The organism is Amycolatopsis dendrobii (genome assembly GCF_014145675.1).
GTDB classification, from domain to species: Bacteria; Actinomycetota; Actinomycetes; order Mycobacteriales; family Pseudonocardiaceae; genus Amycolatopsis; species Amycolatopsis dendrobii.
Genome location: NZ_JACGZW010000017.1, coordinates 87,920 through 108,155, shown reverse-complemented (window position 1 = coordinate 108,155; position 20,236 = coordinate 87,920). Strand labels below are relative to the sequence as shown.

Below are 20,236 nucleotides of genomic sequence, written 5' to 3'. Positions count from 1 at the left end.
CCCTTTTCGCGTGCGTCAGTGGTGCTCTTCGCCGTTGATCTCTTCCTTGGCGAGGCGGTCCTTCTCGCGCTCGTACGAACGGGCGATCTCCGACTCGGCGTCGGCGCGGCTCACCCAGGACGAGCCCTCGACGCTCTTGCCCGGCTCGAGGTCCTTGTAGACCTCGAAGAAGTGCTGGATCTCGAGCTTGTGGAACTCGTTCAGGTGGTGGATGTCGCGCAGGTGCTCAAGGCGCGGGTCGTTCGTCGGGACGGCGAGGACCTTGTCGTCCGGGCCCTTCTCGTCGGTCATCCGGAACATGCCGATCGCGCGGCAGCGGATCAGGCAGCCGGGGAACGTCGGCTCCTGGACGAGCACGAGCACGTCGAGCGGGTCGCCGTCCTGGCCGAGCGTGTCGTCGATGAAGCCGTAGTCGGCCGGGTACTGGGTCGCGGTGAACAGGGTCCGGTCGAGCTTGATCCGACCGGTCTTGTGGTCGACCTCGTACTTGTTGCGCTCCCCCTTGGGGATTTCGATCGTGACGTCGAATTCCACGGCCGTCCTCGCTGCTTCTTGAATCTCGGTGTCCCACGCGCTCGTGGGCGGCAACCTAATGACCTCGTTGACGTCACTAGTGTGGACTACGCCCCGTCGGCCGGTCGCGCCGATGTCGGCCAGACGGCATGTGACCTTGGCCCCTCCGGGGGCGGGTGAGAAGGAGTGGTGGGTGCCGGAAAACGACCAGCCGAGGTGGCCCACGGGCGACGAGGACACCTCGTCCCAGGCGGACCGGGCGACCTCCCGCCTCCCCCTGCCCAAGCGCGACGCGGGCGCCACCGCGCAGCTTTCCGTGCCGAATGTCACACCGGGAGACGGACCGGGATCGTGGTTCCGGCCCAAGGTCGAACCGGAGGAGGTCCCCGGGCTCAACGCGCCCTCGGACGCCCCCGCGACGCCGCCGGAACCGCCTAGGTCGAACCTCGCGGACCGGATGAGCGGCACCTCGGTGCCCGCTCGGACCGAGCAGCCGAAACCGCAGGCGCCGTGGGTGCCGGTGGAGGGCCCGACCCGGTTCACGGCCGGGGTGCCGCGGCCGGGCGACAACGCGGGCCGTCCCGACGCTGAGGCGACGGTCGCCGAGGGATCCGCGGAGAAGACTTTTCAGGTTTCGCAGCAGCAGCCGAGGCCGTCCGGGGAAGGGACCGCGGAGCAGACGGTCCGGGCGCAGCCGAACGTTTCGCCTGGTCAGGGTGAGCAGCAGCAGTCCTCGCCCGCGTGGCAGGCCGCGCGGAAGCCGGGGAACTCGCTGTTCGAGCCCGCTGGAGCCGGAGCTTCGGACGAGCGGCAGGGGTGGAATCCGTTCCAGTCCGGCCAGCCCGCCGAGGCCGCCGAGCCCGCGGCGAAGCCAGGGCAGTTCGCCGCGTTCCGGGACGAAACGCCGGGAACGGGCGAAAACAACCAGGGCTGGGCGGCGTTCCGGCCGGTCGTCGCGCGGGACGAACAGGGGCAGGAGCCGGCCAAGGAGGGCTGGACCGCCTTCCGCAACGACTCCGGCGACGCGGCCGGCCCTGCTCAGCCGGGTCGTGGCGGCGACGGGACGCAGGGGGCCCGCGCCGCTGGTCAGGCTCAGTCCGGCCGCGGCGAGGAGCAGAACCACCCGGGCTTCCGGGGCGAATCGGGTCCGGTCCCCGGGTCGGCCGCCGCGCGGCTCAACCCCGCCCAGCCCGGTCGTCCGGGCAATGAAGCTCAGGAACACCGGGGTCAGCCCGAAGGGCGCGGGGACGAACAGGCCAACCGGAACGAATCCGGTTCGGAACCGTGGTCGCAGCAGATCGAGATCCCGGTCCGCCCCGCCCTGCCCGAACCAGCGCCCGGCACTGTCCCGCCGGCGGGCGGCGGCCAGGTGCGGCCGATGCGGATCGATCCGTCCGGAGGCCAGTTCCCGGCCGAGGCGACTGTCGGGATCCCGCGTCCGGCCGAAGGCTTCCGGGTGGCACCCGAGGTGCCGGAGGGGCCGTCCGAGGCGACCGTCGGCATTCCCCGGCCCGCGGACGGATTCGCCGAGCGCCCAGGTCCGGAGCAGATTCCGCCGCGCGCCGATGCGGAGCAGACGCCGCCGGAGCCGCCCGCCGGTGCCGGGCCGGCGCCGGCCGCGGGTGACGCGCCGAAGAAGTCTCGCCGGAAGGCGCTGATCCTGGCGCTCGTCGTGCTGCTTCTGCTGGCCGCCGCGGGCGGCGCGTCGGCCGTGCCCGCCGTGTCCAACCGGCTCGGGTTGCCGTGGGCGCCGAACGCGCCGAAGGGCAGCGCGCCCGACCCCTCCGACGCCAGCCTCGCGCTGCACGGCCCGGACACGTCCGGTCAGGGACCGTCCGCGAACGGTGTCGCCGCGAAGCTCTCCGGGCCGGCTGGGGCGGCCGCGCTTTCGCAGCTCAGCGGCAGCGTGATCGACCCGGCGAACGGCACCGTGCTGTGGGACCACGCGTCGAGCACGCCGCTGACCCCGGCGTCGACCACGAAGATCCTCACCGTCGCCGCGGCGCTGCTCGCGATGGAGCCGACGAAGCGGATCTCCACCAAGATCGTCCAGGGCGCGCAGCCGGGCACGGTCGTCATCGTCGGCGGCGGCGACCCGTCGCTGACCGCGCTGCCGGTCGGCACCGATTCGCCGCTCTACCCGGGCGCGGCGCACGTCGACGACCTCGTCAACCAGGTCAAGAAGGCAGGCGGCGACGTCAAGAAGGTCCAGCTCGACGCGAGCGCCTTCAGCGGTCCGAACACCGCGCCGGGCTGGGAGCCGGGCGACGCGCCGTCGCTGTACGGCGCCCCGATCGTCCCGGCCATGACCGACGGCGGCCGCGGCAACCCGAAGGTCGACGAGACCATGCGCTCGGGCAACCCGGGGACCGCGCTCACCCAGCTCGTCGCGGACAAGCTCGGCGCGAGCCCGGCCGGCGCCGCCAAGGCTCCGGACGGCGCGAAGGTGCTCGGCGAAGTCCAGTCGGCTCCGCTGCCGGATCTCGCGTACGCGCTGCTGCAGATCTCCGACAACGTGCTCGCCGACTCGCTCGGCCGCCAGGTCGCCATGGCCACCGGCGGGGAAGCGTCGTTCGCCGGTGCCTCCGCCGCGGTGAAGAAGGTGTTGGCAGACCACGGTTTCGACGTCAACGGCCTCCAGCTGTTCGACACGAGTGGACTGTCCAATCAGAACAAGGTGCCCGCCAGGCTGCTGGCACAGGTGCTCGCCGCGGCGGCCGGGCCGGACGGCAAGGACCCGAATACGCCGAAGCTGCGTCCGCTGCTGGCGGGCCTTCCGGTCGCGGGCAGCCCGGAAGGCACCCTGCACGGCCGCTACCACTCGGGCGAAACCCAAGGGGGCAAGGGCTGGGTGCGCGCCAAGACCGGCACGCTCACCGGCGTCAACACCCTCGCGGGGTATGTCCTCGACAGCGACAACCGCGTGCTCGCCTTCGCGTTCATGTCCAACGGTTCGGAGAAGAACTCCGGGCAGGCGGCGCTCGACGTGCTGGCGACGGCCTTGCGGGGTTGCGGCTGCAAGTAGCGCGCACTGCGCCGACTCGCTGAACCGGCTCGGCTGAGCTGCCCACAATCTCCGGCCGGAAGGTAGCGTCGGAGGGGTGAGCCAGGAAACCGAGACCCGACGGCGGCCCATGGTCGACTGGGACCGGGCAGCCGCCACCGGCGCGCTGCTGGTGCGCGGCGGCCCGCAGGTCGCGCGCGGCGAAGCGGACCGCGCGGTCGTCGACCTGCGCGAGCTGACCGCCGAGGCGGAAGGGCATGTCCGCGAGCTGACTGGCCTCGGCCAGGACCTGCCGCTGCTGCCGGGCACCGTGGTCGACCGGCCTGGCTGGGTCCGGTCCGCGGCATCGGGTCTCGGCGTGCTCACCGGACGCGCGCTGCCCGCGGCCCAAGGCGGTCCGCTCGGCCCGATCCTGGCGTCCGGCGCCGGCGTGCAGACCGGATTGCTGCTCGCGTTCCTGGCGTCGCGCGTGCTTGGTCAGTACGACCCGTTCGGCGGCCCCGAGAACAAGGGCGAACTGCTGCTCGTCGCGCCGAATGTGGTGGCCGCCGAGCGCGCGATGAAGGTCCCCTCGCACGATTTCCGGCTGTGGGTCTGCCTGCACGAGTGCACGCACCGGCTGCAGTTCACCGCGGTGCCGTGGCTGCGCGACTACTTCGCCGACGAGGTCGAACGGCTCGTGTCCGGGCTCGCGGAGAGCTCCACCGACGGTCTGGCCGAACTGGTCGGCAGGCTGCCCGACGCGCTGCGCAATCGCGGCAAGGGCGGCGGTATCGCGGAGTTGCTGCAATCGCCGAAGGAGCGTTCGGTTTTCGACCGGCTGCTGGCGTTGTCCACGCTGCTGGAGGGCCACGCGGACTACGTGATGGACGCGGTCGGCCCGCAGGTCGTGCCGAGCGTCGAACAGATCCGGGCGCGATTCACCGCGCGACGCCAGGGCGGCGGGCTGTTCGACCGGCTGCTGCGCGCGGTGCTCGGCCTCGACGCGAAGATCCGCCAGTACGAGGAAGGCGCGAAGTTCACGCGGCACGTGGTCGACGCGGTCGGGATGGACGGGTTCAACAAGGTTTGGCGCTCGCCGAACACGTTGCCGACCCGCGCCGAGATCGCCGACCCCGCGGCCTGGGTGCGGCGCCTGCACGGGTGAGCGCGCTCGCCGCGGTCCGGACAGCGGTCCGCGATTTCCTTGCGACAGTCGCTGTCCCCGGCGAAGTGTGCGTCGCGGTGTCGGGCGGCGCGGACTCCCTAGCGCTCGCTGAAGCGACGGCGTACGTCCTTCGGCACCGAGACGTTCGTACGCGGGCGCTCGTCGTCGACCATGGCCTGCAGGCCGATTCAGCCGTCGTTGCGGCCGAAGCGGCAACAGTCGTGAAGAGCCTTGGCATCGACGTCGTCGAAGTGCATGCCGTACACGTCGTGGGCAAAGGCGGTCCCGAAGCAGCCGCGCGCGCCGCGAGGTACCACGCGCTGCGCGAAGCGTTGCCAAACGGCGAAGGGCTCGTACTGCTCGGCCACACCCAAGACGACCAAGCTGAGACGGTGCTGCTCGGTCTAGGTCGCGGTTCTGGACCGCGGTCGCTGGCGGGCATGCGTCCGCACGATCCGCCGTGGGGCCGTCCGCTGCTGGGCATCACTCGCGCGCAAACGGTGGCGGCGTGCACAGAACTCGGCCTAGCGCCGTGGCAAGACCCGCACAACGCCGATCCCCGCTTCACCCGCGTACGGCTGCGTACGGAAGCACTGCCGCTCCTGGAGGACGTGCTGTCGGGTGGAGTCGCTCCAGCTTTAGCCCGTACGGCCGCACAACTGCGCGAGGACACCGAGGCGTTGGACACACTCGCCGCGCGCGTCCACGAGCGCGCGGAGCGCGAAGACGACCTCGACGTAGCCGTGCTCGCAGCCGAGCCCGCTGCGCTGCGCAGACGGGTTCTCCGCAGGTGGCTGCTGGACTCCGGGGTTCGCGAGCTGACCGATGCGCACCTGCGTTCGGTCGACGCGCTCGTGGCCCGCTGGCGGGGTCAGGGCGGAGTGTGGCTGCCGGGCAACTTGGAGGCTCGACGGCGGCGTGGCAGGCTCTCGCTTGCCGGACCCGAACCCACCACCCGAGGGGAATGACCCGTGTACGAGGGCGAGATCGCCTCCGTGCTCATCACCGAGCAGCAGATCAAGGACAAGATCGCGGAGCTGGCGGCGAAAATCGCCGCCGACCACCCGGAAAACGGCCAGGGCGACCTCCTCCTGGTCGGCGTCCTCAAGGGCGCCGTCATGTTCATGACCGACTTCGCGCGGGCGCTTCCGGTGCCGACGCAGCTGGAGTTCATGGCCGTGTCGTCCTACGGGTCTTCGACCTCGTCGTCGGGGGTGGTGCGGATCTTGAAGGACCTCGACCGCGACATCGCCGGGCGCGACGTGCTCATCGTCGAGGACATCGTCGACTCCGGGCTCACCCTGTCCTGGCTGCTGAAGAACCTGGCGAGCCGGAACCCGGCCTCGCTCGAGGTCGTCTCGCTGCTGCGCAAGCCGGAAGCCGTGAAGGTCGAGGTGCCGGTGAAGTACATCGGCTTCGACATCCCCAACGAGTTCGTCGTCGGCTACGGCCTCGACTACGCCGAGCGCTACCGCGACCTGCCCTACATCGGGACGCTCGATCCGCACGTCTACACGTCCGGATAGTCCGGTTCAGCCCGGTTCGCGATAATCCTTTCGGGTGCGGAACCCGGAAGCCCGAAATCGCGTCATAGGGCTCGACCAGGTGCGTTAACCTATGCGAAGACCTATTGCCATGCGGACGAGTGACACCAGCCGACGGGCTGGTCCTCGCGCGGGGGAACGGAGAGAGGGCAGATGGGCAACAACAGCTCGGCGGATGCCGCGGCGTTCAAGAACGCCGCTGTCAACGGCCAGGTCGGGATCGACCCGGATGCCGCGCAGACCGTGCTGAAGAAGATCCGGACCGGACGGGACGCGATCGAAGCTCTCCTGAACAGCGCGGGCACGCTCGCGCAGCCGCCGAAGCTCGGCGCGAACCCGGTCGGCAAGGCGATGGCGACCAAGTTCGTGCAGCGCGCCGACGGCGGCGGCGACTCCTACTCGTCCGCGCTGCAGAACCTGCTCAGCCAGTACCAGGCCGCGGAGGAAGGCATCGTCGCGGCGATGGCCCGCTACCACGAGATCGACCAGTCCGCCGCCGACCCGTTCCGCAACAAGGCCTGACGTCCTAGGGGGATCACGCAGTCATGGCACCGAACACCAACACCTCGGCCCCGGGCGGCTCCGTCCCGGACGGATCGGGCTACAACACCTCCGGCTACGGCACCTCGTCCTCGGTCCCCGCGCCCGGCTCCGCCGTCGCGATGGGCTCGAACTCGGCGGCCAACGACATCGTCGCGTCGGCGCGCAGCAGCTCCGGCGGCTTCGAGATCGGCGGCGACCGCGCGATCGGCAACCCGCCGAACTGGCAGTCGCAGGAGAGCCACCAGCTCTACGTCGGCGCGACCACGGACAACGACCCGGGCACCGCCGAGGCGACCGGGCAGCACTGGGCCAAGCACGGCACCGAGCTGAAGCAGGCGTCCGACGACCTGTACAACGCGATCACCGAACTGGGCAACGTGTGGGTCGGCCACGGTGCCGCGGGTGCGCAGGGCGCGCTCGTGGCGATCGCCAACTCCGGCACGCAGGCCTCTGACGCCGCGCACACGATGGCCGACCGGATGGCCCGCCAGGCCGCCGCGGCCGCCGAGGTCAAGAAGATGCCCGCCCCGCGCGACTACGACCCGAAGCAGGCCATGACGGCCGCGCTCGCGGGCGGCCCGGCCGCGCTGGCCGCGGACCAGAAGGCGCAGGCGGACGCCGCGAACGACGTCAAGGCGCAGCAGGTCGCGTTCTTCAACGCCTACACCCAGGCGATGAGCGAGGTCGACGGCTCCACCCCGAGCTTCGGCCCGGAATCGCTCGGCATGAAGCCGACCGCGACGCACTTCAACGGCAACTCGTTCAACAACGTCAACAACATCGGCCACACCGACGGCCCGGGCGCGCTCGGTTCGCCTGCCAGCTTCGGCACGGTGGGCGCGCACGGCGCGGCCGGCGGTGCGGGGGTCGCCGGGCACGGCGCTCCGGCGCACGTCTCGGCCGACTCGGGCAAGTACGGCACGTCCGGTCTCGAGGGCGGCGCGCTCGCCGGCGGTACCGGAGTGGGCGTCGGCGCCTCTTCCGGCGTCGGTGCGGCCCCGGTCGCGGCCACGCCCGCGAGCACGGGCGGCAGCGGCCTCGGTTCCGCGCTCGGCCTTGGCGCCATCGGCGCGGGCGCCGGGTTCGCCGGCGGCAAGCTCGGCGAGGGCAACCGCAGCGGTTCGCGCAAGGAGGAGGAAGGCAAGACCTCCGCGGCGTCCGAGCACCAGAGCGGGCAGAGCGCCGCGTCGGCGGCTCCGCAGCAGCAGGGCGTCGTCCCGGCGAGCGGCACCATCGGCCAGTCGCAGGGCGGCATGAGCCCGATGGGCGGCATGGGCGGAGCGGGCGCGCACGGCGCGGGCGAAGAGGACGAGGAGCACACGCACGCTTCGTTCCTCATCGAACCGGACCCGGACGACGCGTTCGGGGCCAACCAGGCCACCCCGCCGCCGGTCATCGGCGCGTGGTCGGACGACGACAACTGACGCAGTGCTCGCGGGCGCGTGACCGGACCGGTCACGCGCCCGCGAGCGTTCGCAAACACGTGGGGTAGGGGGTTGGTCGATGCCGAACGCGGAGTTGCTCGCGCCGATCGAGGTGGACTTCCTGTGGGAGTCGGCCGGTTTGGGCGAGCTGCCGTATCCGCTGCGGATCCGTTCGCACGGCGCGACGATGGACGAGCGCTCGGCGCTGCGCACGCGCACACTCGGCGCACTGGCTGACCGGGGGCTCGCGGACGACCGCGGCAGGCCCGCTCCGCACGTCGAGGACTACTTCGGCATCCTCGCGTCGCCAGACGTCAGCCTCGACACCGTCCAGCTGCTCGACCCGAACGGCGAACCGCTGCTCGCGGTCGCGGGCAGCGCGAACGGCGACGGCCTGTTCGCCGTCCAGGACCAGCGCGGGCTGCACCTGCACCCGTGCGCGCCGGACGGACTGGCCACCGCGATCATCTCGCTCCTGCCGGGCGCTCCGCGCGGCACCGAGAAGTCGATCACCGTGCCGCTGGAGCAGCTGGTCGGCGCTTCCGGAGTCGACTTCATGCAGCGGCGCGGCAACCAGGTCGACGCCTCCGGCCGCGCGAGCGTGGACGAGGACCGCAAGGCACTCGCCCGGCTGCACGCCCAGCAGCGCCTGCGCGGCGGCCAGATCGGCGCGAACGCCCGCAACCGCCTCGGCGGCCGCAGCCGGTCGACGGTGCTGAGCTGGTTCGACACCGAAACCGGCCGGTACTTCACGCAGGCGAGCCAGGGTCACGACGGCCGCGACTGGATCACCATCGCGCCCGCCGACCCGGCGACGCTGCGGCACCGGCTCGGCGAAATGCTCGCCGGGGTGGCCGACCAGGCCAGCGCGGGCGCGTTCTGACCCGCGTTGCCCGATCGACTCCCGCTCGGCTGAAAGCGCCCCAATGTGGCATTGGGTGCATCTGACGCACCGAACGCCACTTTGGGTGCGTGGGATGCACCCAAAGTGGCATTGGGGCGCTTGAAGACTGCCGATCCGGCGCTACGCTGGGCCGGAAATCGTTGACCGGAGGGTGAGCAGCACCGGATGCACCAAGAGTTCTTCTCGCCGCTGGCATTCGACTTCCTGTGGGAGTCGATGGAGCTGGGCGAGCTGCCCTACCCGCTGCGCGTGCGCTCGCACGGCGCGACCGAGGACGAGCGCGTGTCGCTGCGCCACCGGGTCGACACTGAGCTGAAGGCCCGCGGCATCCGCGACGCGCGCGGCCGGGTCGAACCCGACGTCGAGGACTGGCTGACGCTGCTCGCGCGCGCCCCGCACTCCATCGACGCGCTGCACATCCCGCAGTTCGAGGCGCATCCGGTCGCGCTGCTCGCGGCGGGCGACGAGCGCACCGGCGTGGTCGCGATCCAGGACGCCGACGGCATCTGGCTGCGCGCGATCCCGGCGGACGGGCTGGTGTCCACGATCGTCGAACTGCTGCCTGGCGGTCCGCGCGGCAGTGAGGCGTCGGTCACGCTTCCGCTGGACGAGGCGCTGCACACCCAGCCGATCCGGGTTCCGGTCGCCGCGGGCGGCGGCCAGCCCGAGGAAAAGGGCGGCCGGCGGGCGAAGCGGCAGTCGCTCAGCGAACGCGCCACGGTCGATCCGCGCGAGACCTACGGGCTCATCGCGGGCCAGCCGCGGCTGCGCGGAGGTCAGCTCGCAGCGAACAGCCGGTCCTCGCTGGGACACCGGCAGCGGTCCCGGGTGCTCGGCTGGTTCGACACCGCCACCGGACGGTATTTGAGCTTGTCGAGGGCGGGTTCGGACGGCCGGGAATGGGTCACCGTCGCCCCGGCGGACCCGGCGACGCTGCGGAGCAGGCTGGGTGAAATGGTGGCTTCGGTGGCGGTGGACACCCGGTAGCCGGGCGACGTCTCCTCCCGGAACGGGAACCCTCGCGCGGGATTGGCCGTTGACCTGCGAGAGGCTCGCCAGGCTTCTCCGCCCGCCCGGACGGTACCCTGGTGGGACGGGTGCCCTGCGGCGCCCACGGGTTGTCAAGATCGCGATGGCGGGTATCACAGGAGCCGCCCAACCAGGGAGGGTCGAGGCCGCAAGGGCCGAGTCGTATGAACCGGAAGAGCGTGCTCAGGAACCCACTGCTGTGGATCGTCGCGGGGTTGCTGGCGTTGTTCGCCTACAACACGATCTTCGACAGCGATCGTGGCTACACCCAGGCTCCTATTTCGACGGCGATGAACCAGGTCGCCCAGAACCACATCAAGGAAGCCAGCCTCGAGGACAAGGAGCAGCAGCTCAAACTGCTGCTCACGCAGAAGATCGACGTCGAGGGCCAGCAGACTGACCAGATCATCGCGCAGTTCCCCGCGAACGCCACGCACGAGATCTACGACAAGCTGATCGCCGCGCAGAACGGCGGCCAGCCCGTCAAGTTCACCACCAAGGTCACCCAGCAGAGCCTGCTGACCCAGATCCTGATCTTCGCGATCCCGCTGGCGCTGGTGCTCGGCCTGCTGATGTGGATGATGAACAACGCGCAGGGCGGCGGGAACCGCGTCCTGAACTTCGGCAAGTCGAAGGCGAAACAGCTCAACAAGGACATGCCGAAGACGACCTTCGGCGACGTCGCGGGCGCTGACGAAGCGGTCGAAGAGCTGTACGAGATCAAGGACTTCCTGCAGAACCCGGCGCGCTACCAGGCGCTCGGGGCGAAGATCCCGAAGGGCGTTCTGCTCTACGGGCCGCCCGGCACCGGCAAGACGCTGCTCGCGCGTGCTGTCGCGGGCGAGGCGGGTGTGCCGTTCTACACGATCTCCGGTTCGGACTTCGTCGAGATGTTCGTCGGTGTCGGTGCGTCTCGTGTCCGCGACCTGTTCGAGCAGGCGAAGCAGAACGCGCCGTGCATCATCTTCGTGGACGAGATCGACGCGGTCGGCCGCCAGCGCGGCGCAGGCCTCGGCGGCGGCCACGACGAGCGCGAGCAGACGCTGAACCAACTGCTGGTCGAGATGGACGGCTTCGACGCCCGCGGCGGCATCATCCTGATCGCGGCCACCAACCGGCCGGACATCCTCGACCCGGCGCTGCTGCGCCCCGGCCGGTTCGACCGGCAGATCCCGGTGTCCGCGCCGGACCTGCTCGGCCGCAAGGCGATCCTCGAGGTGCACGCCAAGGGCAAGCCGATCGCGCAGGGCACCGACCTGACCGGGCTGGCCAAGCGCACGGTCGGCATGTCCGGTGCGGACCTGGCCAACGTGCTGAACGAGGCCGCGCTGCTCACTGCCCGCGAGAACGGGCACGTGATCACCGACGCCGCGCTCGAGGAGTCGGTCGACCGGGTGGTCGGCGGTCCCGCGCGCAAGAGCCGGATCATCTCCGAGAAGGAGAAGAAGATCACCGCCTACCACGAGGGCGGGCACGCGCTCGCCGCGTGGGCGATGCCGGACATCGAACCGGTGTACAAGCTGACGATCTTGCCGCGCGGCCGCACTGGCGGGCACGCCCTGCTGGTGCCCGAGGACGACAAGCAGCTGATGACCCGGTCGGAAATGATCGGTCGGCTGGTGTTCGCGATGGGCGGTCGCACGGCCGAGGAACTCGTGTTCCACGAGCCCACCACCGGTGCGTCGTCGGACATCGAGCAGGCGACGAAGATCGCCCGCGCGATGGTCACCGAATACGGCATGAGCGCGCGGCTGGGCGCGGTGAAGTACGGCCAGGAGCAGGGCGACCCGTTCCTCGGCCGGTCCGCGGGCCGCCAGGCCGACTACTCGCTCGAGGTGGCGCACGAGATCGACGAGGAGGTGCGCAAGCTCATCGAGACCGCGCACACCGAGGCGTGGCACGTGCTGAACACCTACCGCGACGTGCTCGACAACCTGGTCATGGAGCTGCTGGAGAAGGAAACGCTGCAGCGCAAGGACCTCGAGCGGATCTTCGCGACGGTCGAGAAGCGCCCGCACATCACCGTCTTCAACGAGTTCGGCGAGCGCACGCCGTCGGACAAGCCGCCGATCAAGACCCCTGGCGAGCTGGCGATGGAGCGCGGCGAGCCGTGGCCCCCGCCCGCTCCGGAGAAGGAAAAGCCTGCCCTGCAGCCCGCTCCGACCCCGGTCGGCACGGCTCCGGGCGCGGGCGAACTGCCCGGCGGCCCGCCGTACCAGGCCCCGGACCCGAACGCGAACCCGTACGCCCCGCCGCCGAACGGCGGTCGTCCGGGCGGGCCGAACGGCACCGGCCGCTGGGGCCAGCCGTATGGTGGTCAGCAGCAGCCGGGCGGTCCGGCAGGCGGCGGCTACCAGCCCGGTGGCCCGGGCGGTGCGCAGAGCGGACCGCCGAACTACGGGGCGCCTCCGGGCTGGACCCCGGCGACGTCCCCGGGCGGCCAGCAGCCGTGGCGCCCCGCCGAAGACCGTCCGCGTGAGCAGGGCTGGTTCGCCGACGGCGCGAACGGCCAGCAGCCGGACGAGGGGCAGCATCGGCGTGACGTCGACGGATCAGACAAGCAGTAAAGACGGCATCCGCCCGGTCTTTGATTCCGACCGGGCGGAGCGCGCCGTTCGCGAGCTGCTGCTCGCCTGCGGCGAAGACCCGGATCGGGACGGTCTCCAGGACACCCCGGCCCGGGTCGCTCGCGCTTACCAGGAAATGTTCGCCGGCCTCTACACCGATCCGGACGAGGTGCTGGCGCGGACGTTCGACGAATCGCACGAGGAGCTCGTGCTCGTCACGGACATCCCGATGTATTCGAACTGTGAACACCATTTGCTCCCGTTCCACGGAGTAGCCCACGTCGGCTACATCCCGAACGGCGACGGCAAGGTGACCGGGCTCTCGAAGCTCGCCCGGCTGGTCGATCTCTACGCTCGCCGCCCGCAGGTGCAGGAGCGGCTCACCTCGCAGATCGCCGACGCGCTCGTGCGGCGGCTGGAGCCGCGCGGCGTGATCGTGGTCGTCGAGGCCGAGCATTTGTGCATGTCGGTGCGCGGGATCCGCAAGCCGGGTTCACGGACCACGACGTCGGCGGTGCGCGGGATGCTGCGGTCGTCGGCGACGTCGCGGGCCGAGGCGATCGAGCTGATCCGGGGGCGCCGGTGATCCCCCGGCCGGGGCGGTGCGCCGTGATGGGCGTGCTGAACGTGACGCCGGATTCGTTCTCCGACGGCGGCCGCTACCTCGATCTCGACCAGGCGCTGGAGCACGCGCGCGAGATGTGGGCGCGCGGCGCGGACCTGATCGACGTCGGCGGCGAATCGACGCGGCCGGGCGCTTCGCGAGTCGACGCGGAGACTGAGGCCGCGCGCATCTTGCCGGTGATCCGGCAGTTGGCTTCCGAGGGCGTCGTGCTGTCGGTCGACACCACGCGGGCCGCGGTCGCGGAGGCTGCGGTGGCGGCTGGCGCGAAGGTGATCAACGACGTGTCCGGCGGGCTCGCCGATCCGGCGATGGGACGGGTCGCGGCGGAGACCAAGGTGCCGTGGGTGCTGATGCACTGGCGCGGGCACAGCAAGGACATGAACGCGTTGGCCACGTACACCGACGTAGTCGCTGAAGTGCGCGGCGAGCTGCTGCAGCGGGTCGACGAGGCGATCGCGGCTGGGGTCGCCGAAAGCGAGATCGTGCTCGATCCCGGTCTCGGGTTCGCAAAGCACGCCGAGCACGACTGGGCGTTGCTGCACGGACTGGGTTCGTTGCTGGAGTTGGGTTTCCCGGTTCTGGTGGGTGCTTCGCGCAAACGTTTCCTCGGCCGGTTGCTGTCTGGAAAGGACGGCGTGCCGAGGCCGCCGGACGGTCGCGAGGTCGCCACCGCGTCGATCTCGGCGCTGGCCGCGGCTGCGGGTGCTTGGGGCGTGCGAGTGCACGAGGTGGGAGCTTCACTGGACGCCGTGGCGGTGGCCGCGGCCTGGCAGCAAGGACGGGCCGATGGCTGACCGCATCACGCTCACGGGACTGCGCGTGTTCGGCCGGCATGGGGTCTTCGACCACGAGAAGCGCGACGGACAGGAATTCGGCATCGACATCGTCGCGTGGCTCGACCTCGGGCCCGCCGCGGCGTCGGACGACCTGACCAAGACGCTGCACTACGGCGAGCTGGCCGAACTGGCGGCGGGGATCGTCGCCGGGGAGCCGTACGACTTGATCGAGAGCGTCGCCGGGAAGATCGCCGACGAGGTCATGCGCGACGACCGGCTGACCGCCGTCGAGGTCACCGTGCACAAGCCCTCCGCACCGATCCCGCTGACCTTCGACGACGTCGCGGTCACCGTCCGGCGGGAGCGGTGAGCCGCGCGGTCCTGTCGCTGGGCTCCAACCTTGGCGACCGGCTCGGTTACTTGCGCAGCGCGGTGGACGCGGTGCGCCCGGCGCTCGTCGCGGTGTCCGGCGTGTACGAGACGAAAGCCTGGGGCGTCGAAGACCAGCCGGATTTCCTCAATGCGCTGTGCATCGTCGACGACCCGGCGCGCGACCATTGGGCATGGCTGCGCGCCGGGCAGGCGGCCGAACAGGCAGCGGGCCGGGTGCGCGAATTGCGCTGGGGCCCGCGGACGCTGGATGTCGACATAGTGACAGTGCAGGGGGTGCTCTCCGATGATCCGGAGCTGCTGCTGCCGCACCCCGGGACGCCGGACCGGGCGAGCGTGCTGATCCCGTGGCTCGAGATCGACCCGGATGCCGAGGTTCCCGGGCACGGCCGGGCCGCCGACCTGCTCGCTCGGTTGCCGGAAGCCGACCGAGCGGGCGTGGTCTTGCGGCCCGACCTGACCTTGTCTTAGGCCCGGCCAGCCGATTACGAGGCCCGCAGTGCCGCCAGCAGGAACTGCACTTCCTCCTGGCGGCTGGGGATCGCGGGCCAGCCGTTGATGGTCGCGAGCAGTTGCCAGTACCGCTCGGCGCGTGGATCCGCCCCGACGGCGATTCCGTCGGCCATCTTGTAACGGACCGCCGGGTCGGCCGGGTCCTGGTCCGGCCGGGCCGAGGCGGTCGCGATCGCGTCCGCCAGCGCCTGTCCGGCCGGGGAGTCCGGCGCGTGGCCCGCGTCGAGCGCGGACCGGGCGTCGGTCATCCAGGCGGCCCAGTTTTCCTGCTGCGCCTTGGTCGGCTGCTCGTACTCTCCCGCTTCCCGCGTGGCCGAATGCCGCTCGCTCATCGTGCGGATGGATTGCCGGAAGCCCGGGTCCTGCACGAGTTCGGCGAACTCGATCCAGGCCTCCAGCTGTTCCGGCGTCGGATCATCCGGAAGATCCGGTTTCGCCGATTGCATTCGCGCGTAGAACTCGGGATCGACATCAAGCCCCTGCATCATTTCGGCCCAGAACTCCTCCACCAAACGGCGGCGTTCCTCGTCTGGCATTTGGGCGATGCGATTCATCAGTTTCACTTCCTCCAGCTCGGAATCCCGTTTCAGCACCGCGCGCAATACCGCGCGGCGCAGCCGCAACCGCCGGATCTGCTCGTCGAGCGCGTCGACGTGGCTCGTCGCCAGGTCGCGCACCGTCGTCTCGCGCGCCAGTGCGCGGGACACGTCGGGCAGGCCGATGCCCAGCTCGCGCAGCGTCCGCACCAGCTCCAGCCGGGCGAGCGCGTGCGCGTCGTACAGCCGGTAGCCGGCGCCGGTCCGCTGCGTGGGCGGGAGCAGGCCCTCGTCGGAGTAGAACCGGATGGTCTTCACCGGCAGCCCGGTGCGCCGGGACAGTTCGCCGATCGTGAAGACCGTGGTGGCAGGCATGTCAGGCATCGTGGAGTCTCCAGTCACTGGAGAGTCAAGCCTGCCAGAACGGGCTCGGTACGGTGGAGCCATGCACTTCACGCGGTCCCGGGACCTGGTCGTGGCCGCGGTCCTCGGCCTCGCCGTGGTCTACGTGCTGTTCCAGGCCGCTTACGGCGATCTGCCGCAGCTGCCGTTGCTCGCCGGGGTGACCTTCGCGGTGCTCGCGATCGCCGAGGCGGGTTTGGCCCTCTCGATCCGGTCGCGGATCAAGTCGGGCCGGGTGCACGGCGACGCGGTCGGGATCGCGCGGGCGGTGGCGCTGGCGAAGGCGTCGTCGCTGGCCGGAGCGTTTCTCGGCGGCGGCTGGCTGGCCGCGTTCCTCTACGTTTTCCCGCGACGTGACGAACTCGTCGCGGCGGTCTCCGACAGCAAGTCGGCGGTGGTCGGAACGGTGTCGTCGGCGCTGCTCGTAGCTGCCGGTTTATGGCTCGAACACTGCTGCCGGACGCCACCGGAGGACCGCAGGGGAACGACCGGTTAACGCTTCGATGGCGCCGCTCGAAGTACCGACTAGGTCTCATTCGGATCACCGGAAGGTACGGTGTCAGGCATGACTGGCGTGGGTGACGACTCGCACGGCCGCCGCCCTGGCAGGCCGTGGCTTGTCGTCGGATTGCTCCTCGCCGTCGGCGCCACCCTCGCATTGGTGCTCAGCGACGACCTCCGGTACCTCCGGCTCGGGATCGTCGCGGCGCTCTGGGCTGCCCTGATCGGCGCCTTCCTGGCTGTGCGGGCCCGCAAGAACGCGGCGCACAGCGAGGACGCGGTCGCCGAGGCGCAGGCGGTATACGAACTCGAGCTGGAACGCGAGATCGCGGCCCGGCGGGAGTACGAACTCGAACTCGAGACGGAAACGCGCGAGGCCGCGCAGGCACAATCACGCGAAGAATTGGATGCGCTGCGTGCCGAAGTGGCTGCGCTCCGCGAAAGCCTGCAATCGCTGTTCGGCGGCGAAGTGCTGCTCGAACGCGTCGCGCTCACCGCGCAGGCGACCCGGATGCGCGCGCTGAACGACGAGCAGCGGCTCGTTTCGGCCGGTTCGGAAACCAAGAACGGCAATGGCAAGAAACCGGCTCAGCTGCTCGCTCCGAAGAAGCCGGTGGTCGACGTTCCGGAGCGGCCCACCGAATTCATGGACCGGGTTCTCGACGCGGCTCCCGCGGAGCGCCGCCGGACGCCCGCGAACGGGACCGCGAAGACCAATGGCGCCAAGGGGACTTCCGGCGCGAACGGCTCGATCAGCGCTGGATTGAACGGTTCCGGGCCGAATGACGACCGTTCGACTCAGCTGCGTACTCAGCAGATGCCGCGCCTCAAGCCGAAGCGTCCGGAACCGCCCGCCGGGCCGGAGCCGTTCGAGGACGAGGTCGAAGCGGACAGTCCCGCTCCGCGTGGCGGTCGCGATCCGCGGGCCAACCTGGCGGAGGCGTTCGTGCCCCGCGGCGACTCGGGCCCGCACGAGGGACGCGCCAGTGTGGCAGATGCTTTCGCCGCACGGGAGCCGCGAAACGGGGCACCGGAACCGCATGCCGGACGGCCCGCTCGTGGCGGTGCGCCGGAGCCGCAGGCTGAGCGAGGGCCTCGCGGGGCTGCGCCGAAACCGCGCGGTGAGCGGGCACCGGAGCCGTATGAAGCCGAGCGTCGTTCGGCGGGCGACTCTGGGTCGCACGTCATCCCGGAGCCGTTTGAACAGGACGGTCCTGGGGCGCGCAATGTGACTGAGCCGTTGCCGCGCGAGGCTGAGCGGGTCCGGGAGCCTCGGGGGCCGGTGGGTCCGCGGGCTGCTCGGCCGCAGAAGGACGTGCCGGAGCCGCCTCGGCGGCCCGAGGCGCAGCCGACTCGGACTGTCGCGCCGGTGAGCAAGCCGGAGCCGGTCAAGGAGGAGCGAGCGGTGCCTCGGCTGGCGGCGCGGCCCGCGCCGCAGCGGGAGGAGCGGCCGGACGCTGCTGAGCAGACTGCGGTTTCGCGGCCTGCTGAGCCTGCTCGACATGCTGAACCTGCGCCGAAGAAGGCGGAGAAGGCGGTGCCGGAGAAGGAAACCGCGGTTGAGTCGCAGACTCGGGCTCCGTCTCGGTTGGAGCAGTTCTCGCGGTCGGATTTGTCGCCGTTGGCGGAGGACACGCCTACTGGGCGGCATGGGGCTCCTGGGGCGGATGCGGTTAATCCGACATTGCCGGAGTCGGTTCGCAGTTCGGTGAGCAGTGGGACTGGGGGGCGGCGTCGGCGGCCTGAGGCTGAGGCTGCTCCGGCTTCGGGCGGTGGGCGTCGGAGGCGGCCGGAGGGGGAACCGCCTGCTTGGCAGGCGCCTGCTGAGGAGGCTGGTTCGGGGCATCACGCGTCGGGGCGGTCGGTTACTGAATTGCTTGCGGCTAATGGGAAGACTGAGGGGAGTCCTCGGCGGCGGCGTCGGGCGGAGGACTGAGTTGGCTCGTCGCCTGGTGGCGACATCGGCCCGGTCTTGGGTTGCGTGGGGCACCCCGAAGTTTGATTGTGCTGACGGTTCGGGGGTGCTTGTCAAGGCGGGAAAGATGCCTTGACAAGCACCCCCGAACCGCAGGGCGGCTTTGTATCGGGGTTGGGGGAGGGACTGGGTGCCTCGTTGGTTGGGTGCAGCGGCTGCGGTTTGGTGGTGGGGCTTGCGCCCCAATGTGGCATTGGGTGCGTCCCACGCACCGAACGCCACATTGGGTGCGTCACATGCACCCAATGCCACATTGGGGCGCATCCCGGCGGGGCGGGGGGCGGGGGGCGGCGGTCCGTGAAGGGCTCCTTGAGGGAATCTAGGGTCGTGAAGGGGCCTCTCACGGCTGGTGGAGGGTCGTGAGGGAATCAGAGTCAGTGAGGGTGGCCCTCGCGGACTTCTGGGCGGGGGACGAGGGGCGCGGGCGGCATCGCGCGGTGGGCTGAAACCGGTGCGTCCAACCGGCATCCCTTGGGGGGCCTGCGTATGGTGACCGCTCGTGAACGGCACCCTTTCTGCCACGCCGCCTGGGTCTGCGGCCACGGGCTCTCGTTCTCGGCACCTCACCGTGCTCCTTCCGGTGCTCGGGTTGATCGTCGTGGCGTTGTGCGGGCTCTTTCTCTTCGGGCTCGCGACCGCGCGCGTCGGGTGGCTGGCGGTCGCGATCGGGGTGGTCGCTGCGTTGGTGCCGGTGGGCGTGGTGGTCGCTGGGTTGCTCTGGGTCGATCGGTGGGAACCGGAGCCGGCGAAGCTGCTTCTGATCGCTTTCGCTTGGGGCGCTTGCATTGCCACCGTTACCGCGTTGTTGATCAATACCGGGGCCGAGGCGTTCGGTGATCTGCTTCTCGGCGGTGGCAATGGCAGCAAGGTGAGTGCGCTCGTCTCCGCGCCGCTGGTCGAAGAAGCCGCGAAGGGCGTTTTCGTCCTGTTGATCTTCTGGCGGCGCAACGAGGAATTCGACGGGATCGTCGACGGCGTGGTCTACGCGGGTTTCGCGGCCGCCGGGTTCGCCTTCACCGAGAACATCTATTACTTCGGCCGCGCCTTCGCTGACCACGGCTTCGGCAACGGGACCAGCTCTGGCGTGCTCGCCGCTTTCCTCGTGCGGGGCGTGCTTTCGCCGTTCACGCATCCGCTGTTCACCGCGATGACCGGCATCGGATTCGGGATCGCGGCTCGGTACGCGCAGCGGTGGGTTCGGATTCTCGCGCCGCTGGCCGGGTATCTCGCCGGAGTGTTCCTGCACGCGCTCTGGAACGCGGCGGCCACGCTCAACGGCGGAAAGTCCTTCCTCACGCTGTATTTCCTGGTGATTCTGCCGCTGCTGATCGCCGCGATCTACGTGATCGTGTTGCAGCGTCGGCGAGAACAGCGGATCGTCGCCGCCGCACTGCCGAAGATGGCGGCTGCGCGGTGGATCGCGCCGTCGGAGATCGAGTTGCTCGCCAGTTTGCCTGGACGGCGGCAGTGGCGGAAGCAGGCACGCAAGCAGTCCGGGCGGGCGGCGGCTCGGGCGGTGGGGCGATATCAGGCGAGCGTGACTGAGCTCGCATTCTTGCGGCGTACCCGGTTGCGCACCGAGCAGGACCGGCAGCGGCAGGAAGAGTTGTTGCAGGCACTGCGGGACGCGCGGGCGGATGCTGTGCGATTGGCGAACAATCGCGACAGTCGGTGAACATTCCCCGTCCGGGGTAGCTCGACCGTGGCAAAAGTGGCGTTCCACCGGGGGATTCGCGGGCACGGCGACCGCGAGAAGCGGAACGCCAATAAGGTACGGGCGCGATTGGCCGCCCCGGGTGAAGCTGGTCACCCAGGCACCGCGATCCGGCCGGGGCGGGGCTAC

At 70.6% G+C, this 20,236-nt stretch carries 18 protein-coding genes; 16 read left to right on the top strand and 2 right to left on the bottom strand.

Translation table 11 applies throughout. The annotated features are described in order from the left end of the window. Positions 1–15: 15 nt before the first annotated feature. Complete coding sequence (locus H4281_RS38665; protein WP_037369183.1) at positions 16–534, bottom strand: inorganic diphosphatase; 519 nt, start codon at positions 532–534, stop codon at positions 16–18. 172 nt (positions 535–706) lie between these two features. Between H4281_RS38665 and dacB the strand changes: the two genes are divergently transcribed. The 13 genes from dacB (at position 707) to folK (ending at position 14,937) form a co-directional block, all read left to right on the top strand. Continuing rightward, positions 707–3,538 (top strand): D-alanyl-D-alanine carboxypeptidase/D-alanyl-D-alanine endopeptidase, encoded by a 2,832-nt coding sequence (gene dacB / locus H4281_RS46705; RefSeq protein ID WP_312872256.1) that lies wholly within the window; start codon positions 707–709, stop codon positions 3,536–3,538. 109 nt (positions 3,539–3,647) lie between these two features. Next, positions 3,648–4,664, top strand: coding sequence for an Rv3626c family coenzyme F420 biosynthesis-associated protein (locus tag H4281_RS38655; RefSeq protein WP_182895870.1), 1,017 nt, complete (start codon positions 3,648–3,650; stop codon positions 4,662–4,664). Next, positions 4,661–5,632, top strand: a complete 972-nt coding sequence (tilS, locus tag H4281_RS38650; protein WP_182895801.1) for a tRNA lysidine(34) synthetase TilS — start codon at positions 4,661–4,663, stop codon at positions 5,630–5,632. The genes H4281_RS38655 and tilS overlap by 4 nt, the downstream gene beginning before the upstream one ends. 3 nt (positions 5,633–5,635) lie before the next feature. Then, positions 5,636–6,190 (top strand): hypoxanthine phosphoribosyltransferase, encoded by a 555-nt coding sequence (gene hpt / locus H4281_RS38645; RefSeq protein WP_037369179.1) that lies wholly within the window; start codon positions 5,636–5,638, stop codon positions 6,188–6,190. Positions 6,191–6,361: 171 nt separating this feature from the next. Next, on the top strand, positions 6,362–6,730 hold the full coding sequence (locus H4281_RS38640; RefSeq protein WP_182895800.1) for a hypothetical protein: 369 nt from the start codon (positions 6,362–6,364) through the stop codon (positions 6,728–6,730). A 23-nt stretch (positions 6,731–6,753) separates the two neighbouring features. Further along, positions 6,754–8,175 (top strand): hypothetical protein, encoded by a 1,422-nt coding sequence (locus H4281_RS38635; protein ID WP_446680399.1) that lies wholly within the window; start codon positions 6,754–6,756, stop codon positions 8,173–8,175. A gap of 79 nt (positions 8,176–8,254) precedes the next feature. Then, the gene (locus H4281_RS38630; protein WP_182895799.1) at positions 8,255–9,058 is read left to right on the top strand and encodes an ESX secretion-associated protein EspG; all 804 of its coding nucleotides are present in this window, start codon (positions 8,255–8,257) and stop codon (positions 9,056–9,058) included. Positions 9,059–9,244: 186 nt separating this feature from the next. Then, a complete protein-coding gene (locus H4281_RS38625; protein WP_182895798.1) occupies positions 9,245–10,066 on the top strand; it encodes an ESX secretion-associated protein EspG in 822 nt (273 codons plus the stop codon). 206 nt (positions 10,067–10,272) lie between these two features. Next, entirely contained in the window at positions 10,273–12,675 is a 2,403-nt protein-coding gene (gene ftsH, locus H4281_RS38620; RefSeq protein WP_182895797.1) for an ATP-dependent zinc metalloprotease FtsH, read from the top strand. Beyond that, entirely contained in the window at positions 12,647–13,261 is a 615-nt protein-coding gene (folE, locus tag H4281_RS38615) for a GTP cyclohydrolase I FolE (protein WP_182895796.1), read from the top strand. The genes ftsH and folE overlap by 29 nt, the downstream gene beginning before the upstream one ends. 26 nt (positions 13,262–13,287) lie before the next feature. Then, a complete protein-coding gene (gene folP / locus H4281_RS38610) occupies positions 13,288–14,094 on the top strand; it encodes a dihydropteroate synthase (protein ID WP_182895795.1) in 807 nt (268 codons plus the stop codon). Beyond that, entirely contained in the window at positions 14,087–14,446 is a 360-nt protein-coding gene (folB, locus tag H4281_RS38605) for a dihydroneopterin aldolase (protein ID WP_037808275.1), read from the top strand. Before folP ends, folB begins: the two co-directional genes overlap by 8 nt. Further along, the gene (gene folK / locus H4281_RS38600) at positions 14,443–14,937 is read left to right on the top strand and encodes a 2-amino-4-hydroxy-6-hydroxymethyldihydropteridine diphosphokinase (protein ID WP_182895794.1); all 495 of its coding nucleotides are present in this window, start codon (positions 14,443–14,445) and stop codon (positions 14,935–14,937) included. The genes folB and folK overlap by 4 nt, the downstream gene beginning before the upstream one ends. A gap of 14 nt (positions 14,938–14,951) precedes the next feature. On the opposite strand, the gene H4281_RS38595 is transcribed toward folK, so the two are convergent. After that, the gene (locus H4281_RS38595) at positions 14,952–15,890 is read right to left on the bottom strand and encodes a helix-turn-helix domain-containing protein (protein WP_370648138.1); all 939 of its coding nucleotides are present in this window, start codon (positions 15,888–15,890) and stop codon (positions 14,952–14,954) included. 70 nt (positions 15,891–15,960) lie between these two features. Here H4281_RS38595 and H4281_RS38590 point away from each other — a divergent pair, with 70 nt between their 5' ends. The 3 genes from H4281_RS38590 to H4281_RS38580 all read left to right on the top strand — a co-directional run bounded on the left by H4281_RS38590 (position 15,961) and on the right by H4281_RS38580 (position 20,068). Next, positions 15,961–16,413: a DUF3180 domain-containing protein gene (locus H4281_RS38590; protein ID WP_182895792.1), complete on the top strand. Its 453-nt coding sequence runs from the start codon at positions 15,961–15,963 to the stop codon at positions 16,411–16,413. A 69-nt stretch (positions 16,414–16,482) separates the two neighbouring features. Further along, positions 16,483–18,354, top strand: coding sequence for a DUF6779 domain-containing protein (locus H4281_RS38585; RefSeq protein ID WP_182895791.1), 1,872 nt, complete (start codon positions 16,483–16,485; stop codon positions 18,352–18,354). 607 nt (positions 18,355–18,961) lie between these two features. Further along, the gene (locus H4281_RS38580) at positions 18,962–20,068 is read left to right on the top strand and encodes a PrsW family intramembrane metalloprotease (protein ID WP_037808268.1); all 1,107 of its coding nucleotides are present in this window, start codon (positions 18,962–18,964) and stop codon (positions 20,066–20,068) included. Positions 20,069–20,236: the final 168 nt, after the last annotated feature.

Coding starts and splice junctions, on each gene's coding strand:
- H4281_RS38635 (WP_446680399.1), top strand. CDS start 6,754: ATGGCACCGAACACCAACACCTCGGCCCCGGGCGGCTCCGTCCCGGAC.
- H4281_RS38640 (WP_182895800.1), top strand. CDS start 6,362: ATGGGCAACAACAGCTCGGCGGATGCCGCGGCGTTCAAGAACGCCGCT.
- ftsH (WP_182895797.1), top strand. CDS start 10,273: ATGAACCGGAAGAGCGTGCTCAGGAACCCACTGCTGTGGATCGTCGCG.
- folB (WP_037808275.1), top strand. CDS start 14,087: ATGGCTGACCGCATCACGCTCACGGGACTGCGCGTGTTCGGCCGGCAT.
- H4281_RS38630 (WP_182895799.1), top strand. CDS start 8,255: ATGCCGAACGCGGAGTTGCTCGCGCCGATCGAGGTGGACTTCCTGTGG.
- folP (WP_182895795.1), top strand. CDS start 13,288: ATGGGCGTGCTGAACGTGACGCCGGATTCGTTCTCCGACGGCGGCCGC.
- H4281_RS38585 (WP_182895791.1), top strand. CDS start 16,483: ATGACTGGCGTGGGTGACGACTCGCACGGCCGCCGCCCTGGCAGGCCG.
- H4281_RS38655 (WP_182895870.1), top strand. CDS start 3,648: ATGGTCGACTGGGACCGGGCAGCCGCCACCGGCGCGCTGCTGGTGCGC.
- H4281_RS38625 (WP_182895798.1), top strand. CDS start 9,245: ATGCACCAAGAGTTCTTCTCGCCGCTGGCATTCGACTTCCTGTGGGAG.
- H4281_RS38595 (WP_370648138.1), bottom strand. CDS start 15,890: ATGCCTGCCACCACGGTCTTCACGATCGGCGAACTGTCCCGGCGCACC.
- H4281_RS38590 (WP_182895792.1), top strand. CDS start 15,961: ATGCACTTCACGCGGTCCCGGGACCTGGTCGTGGCCGCGGTCCTCGGC.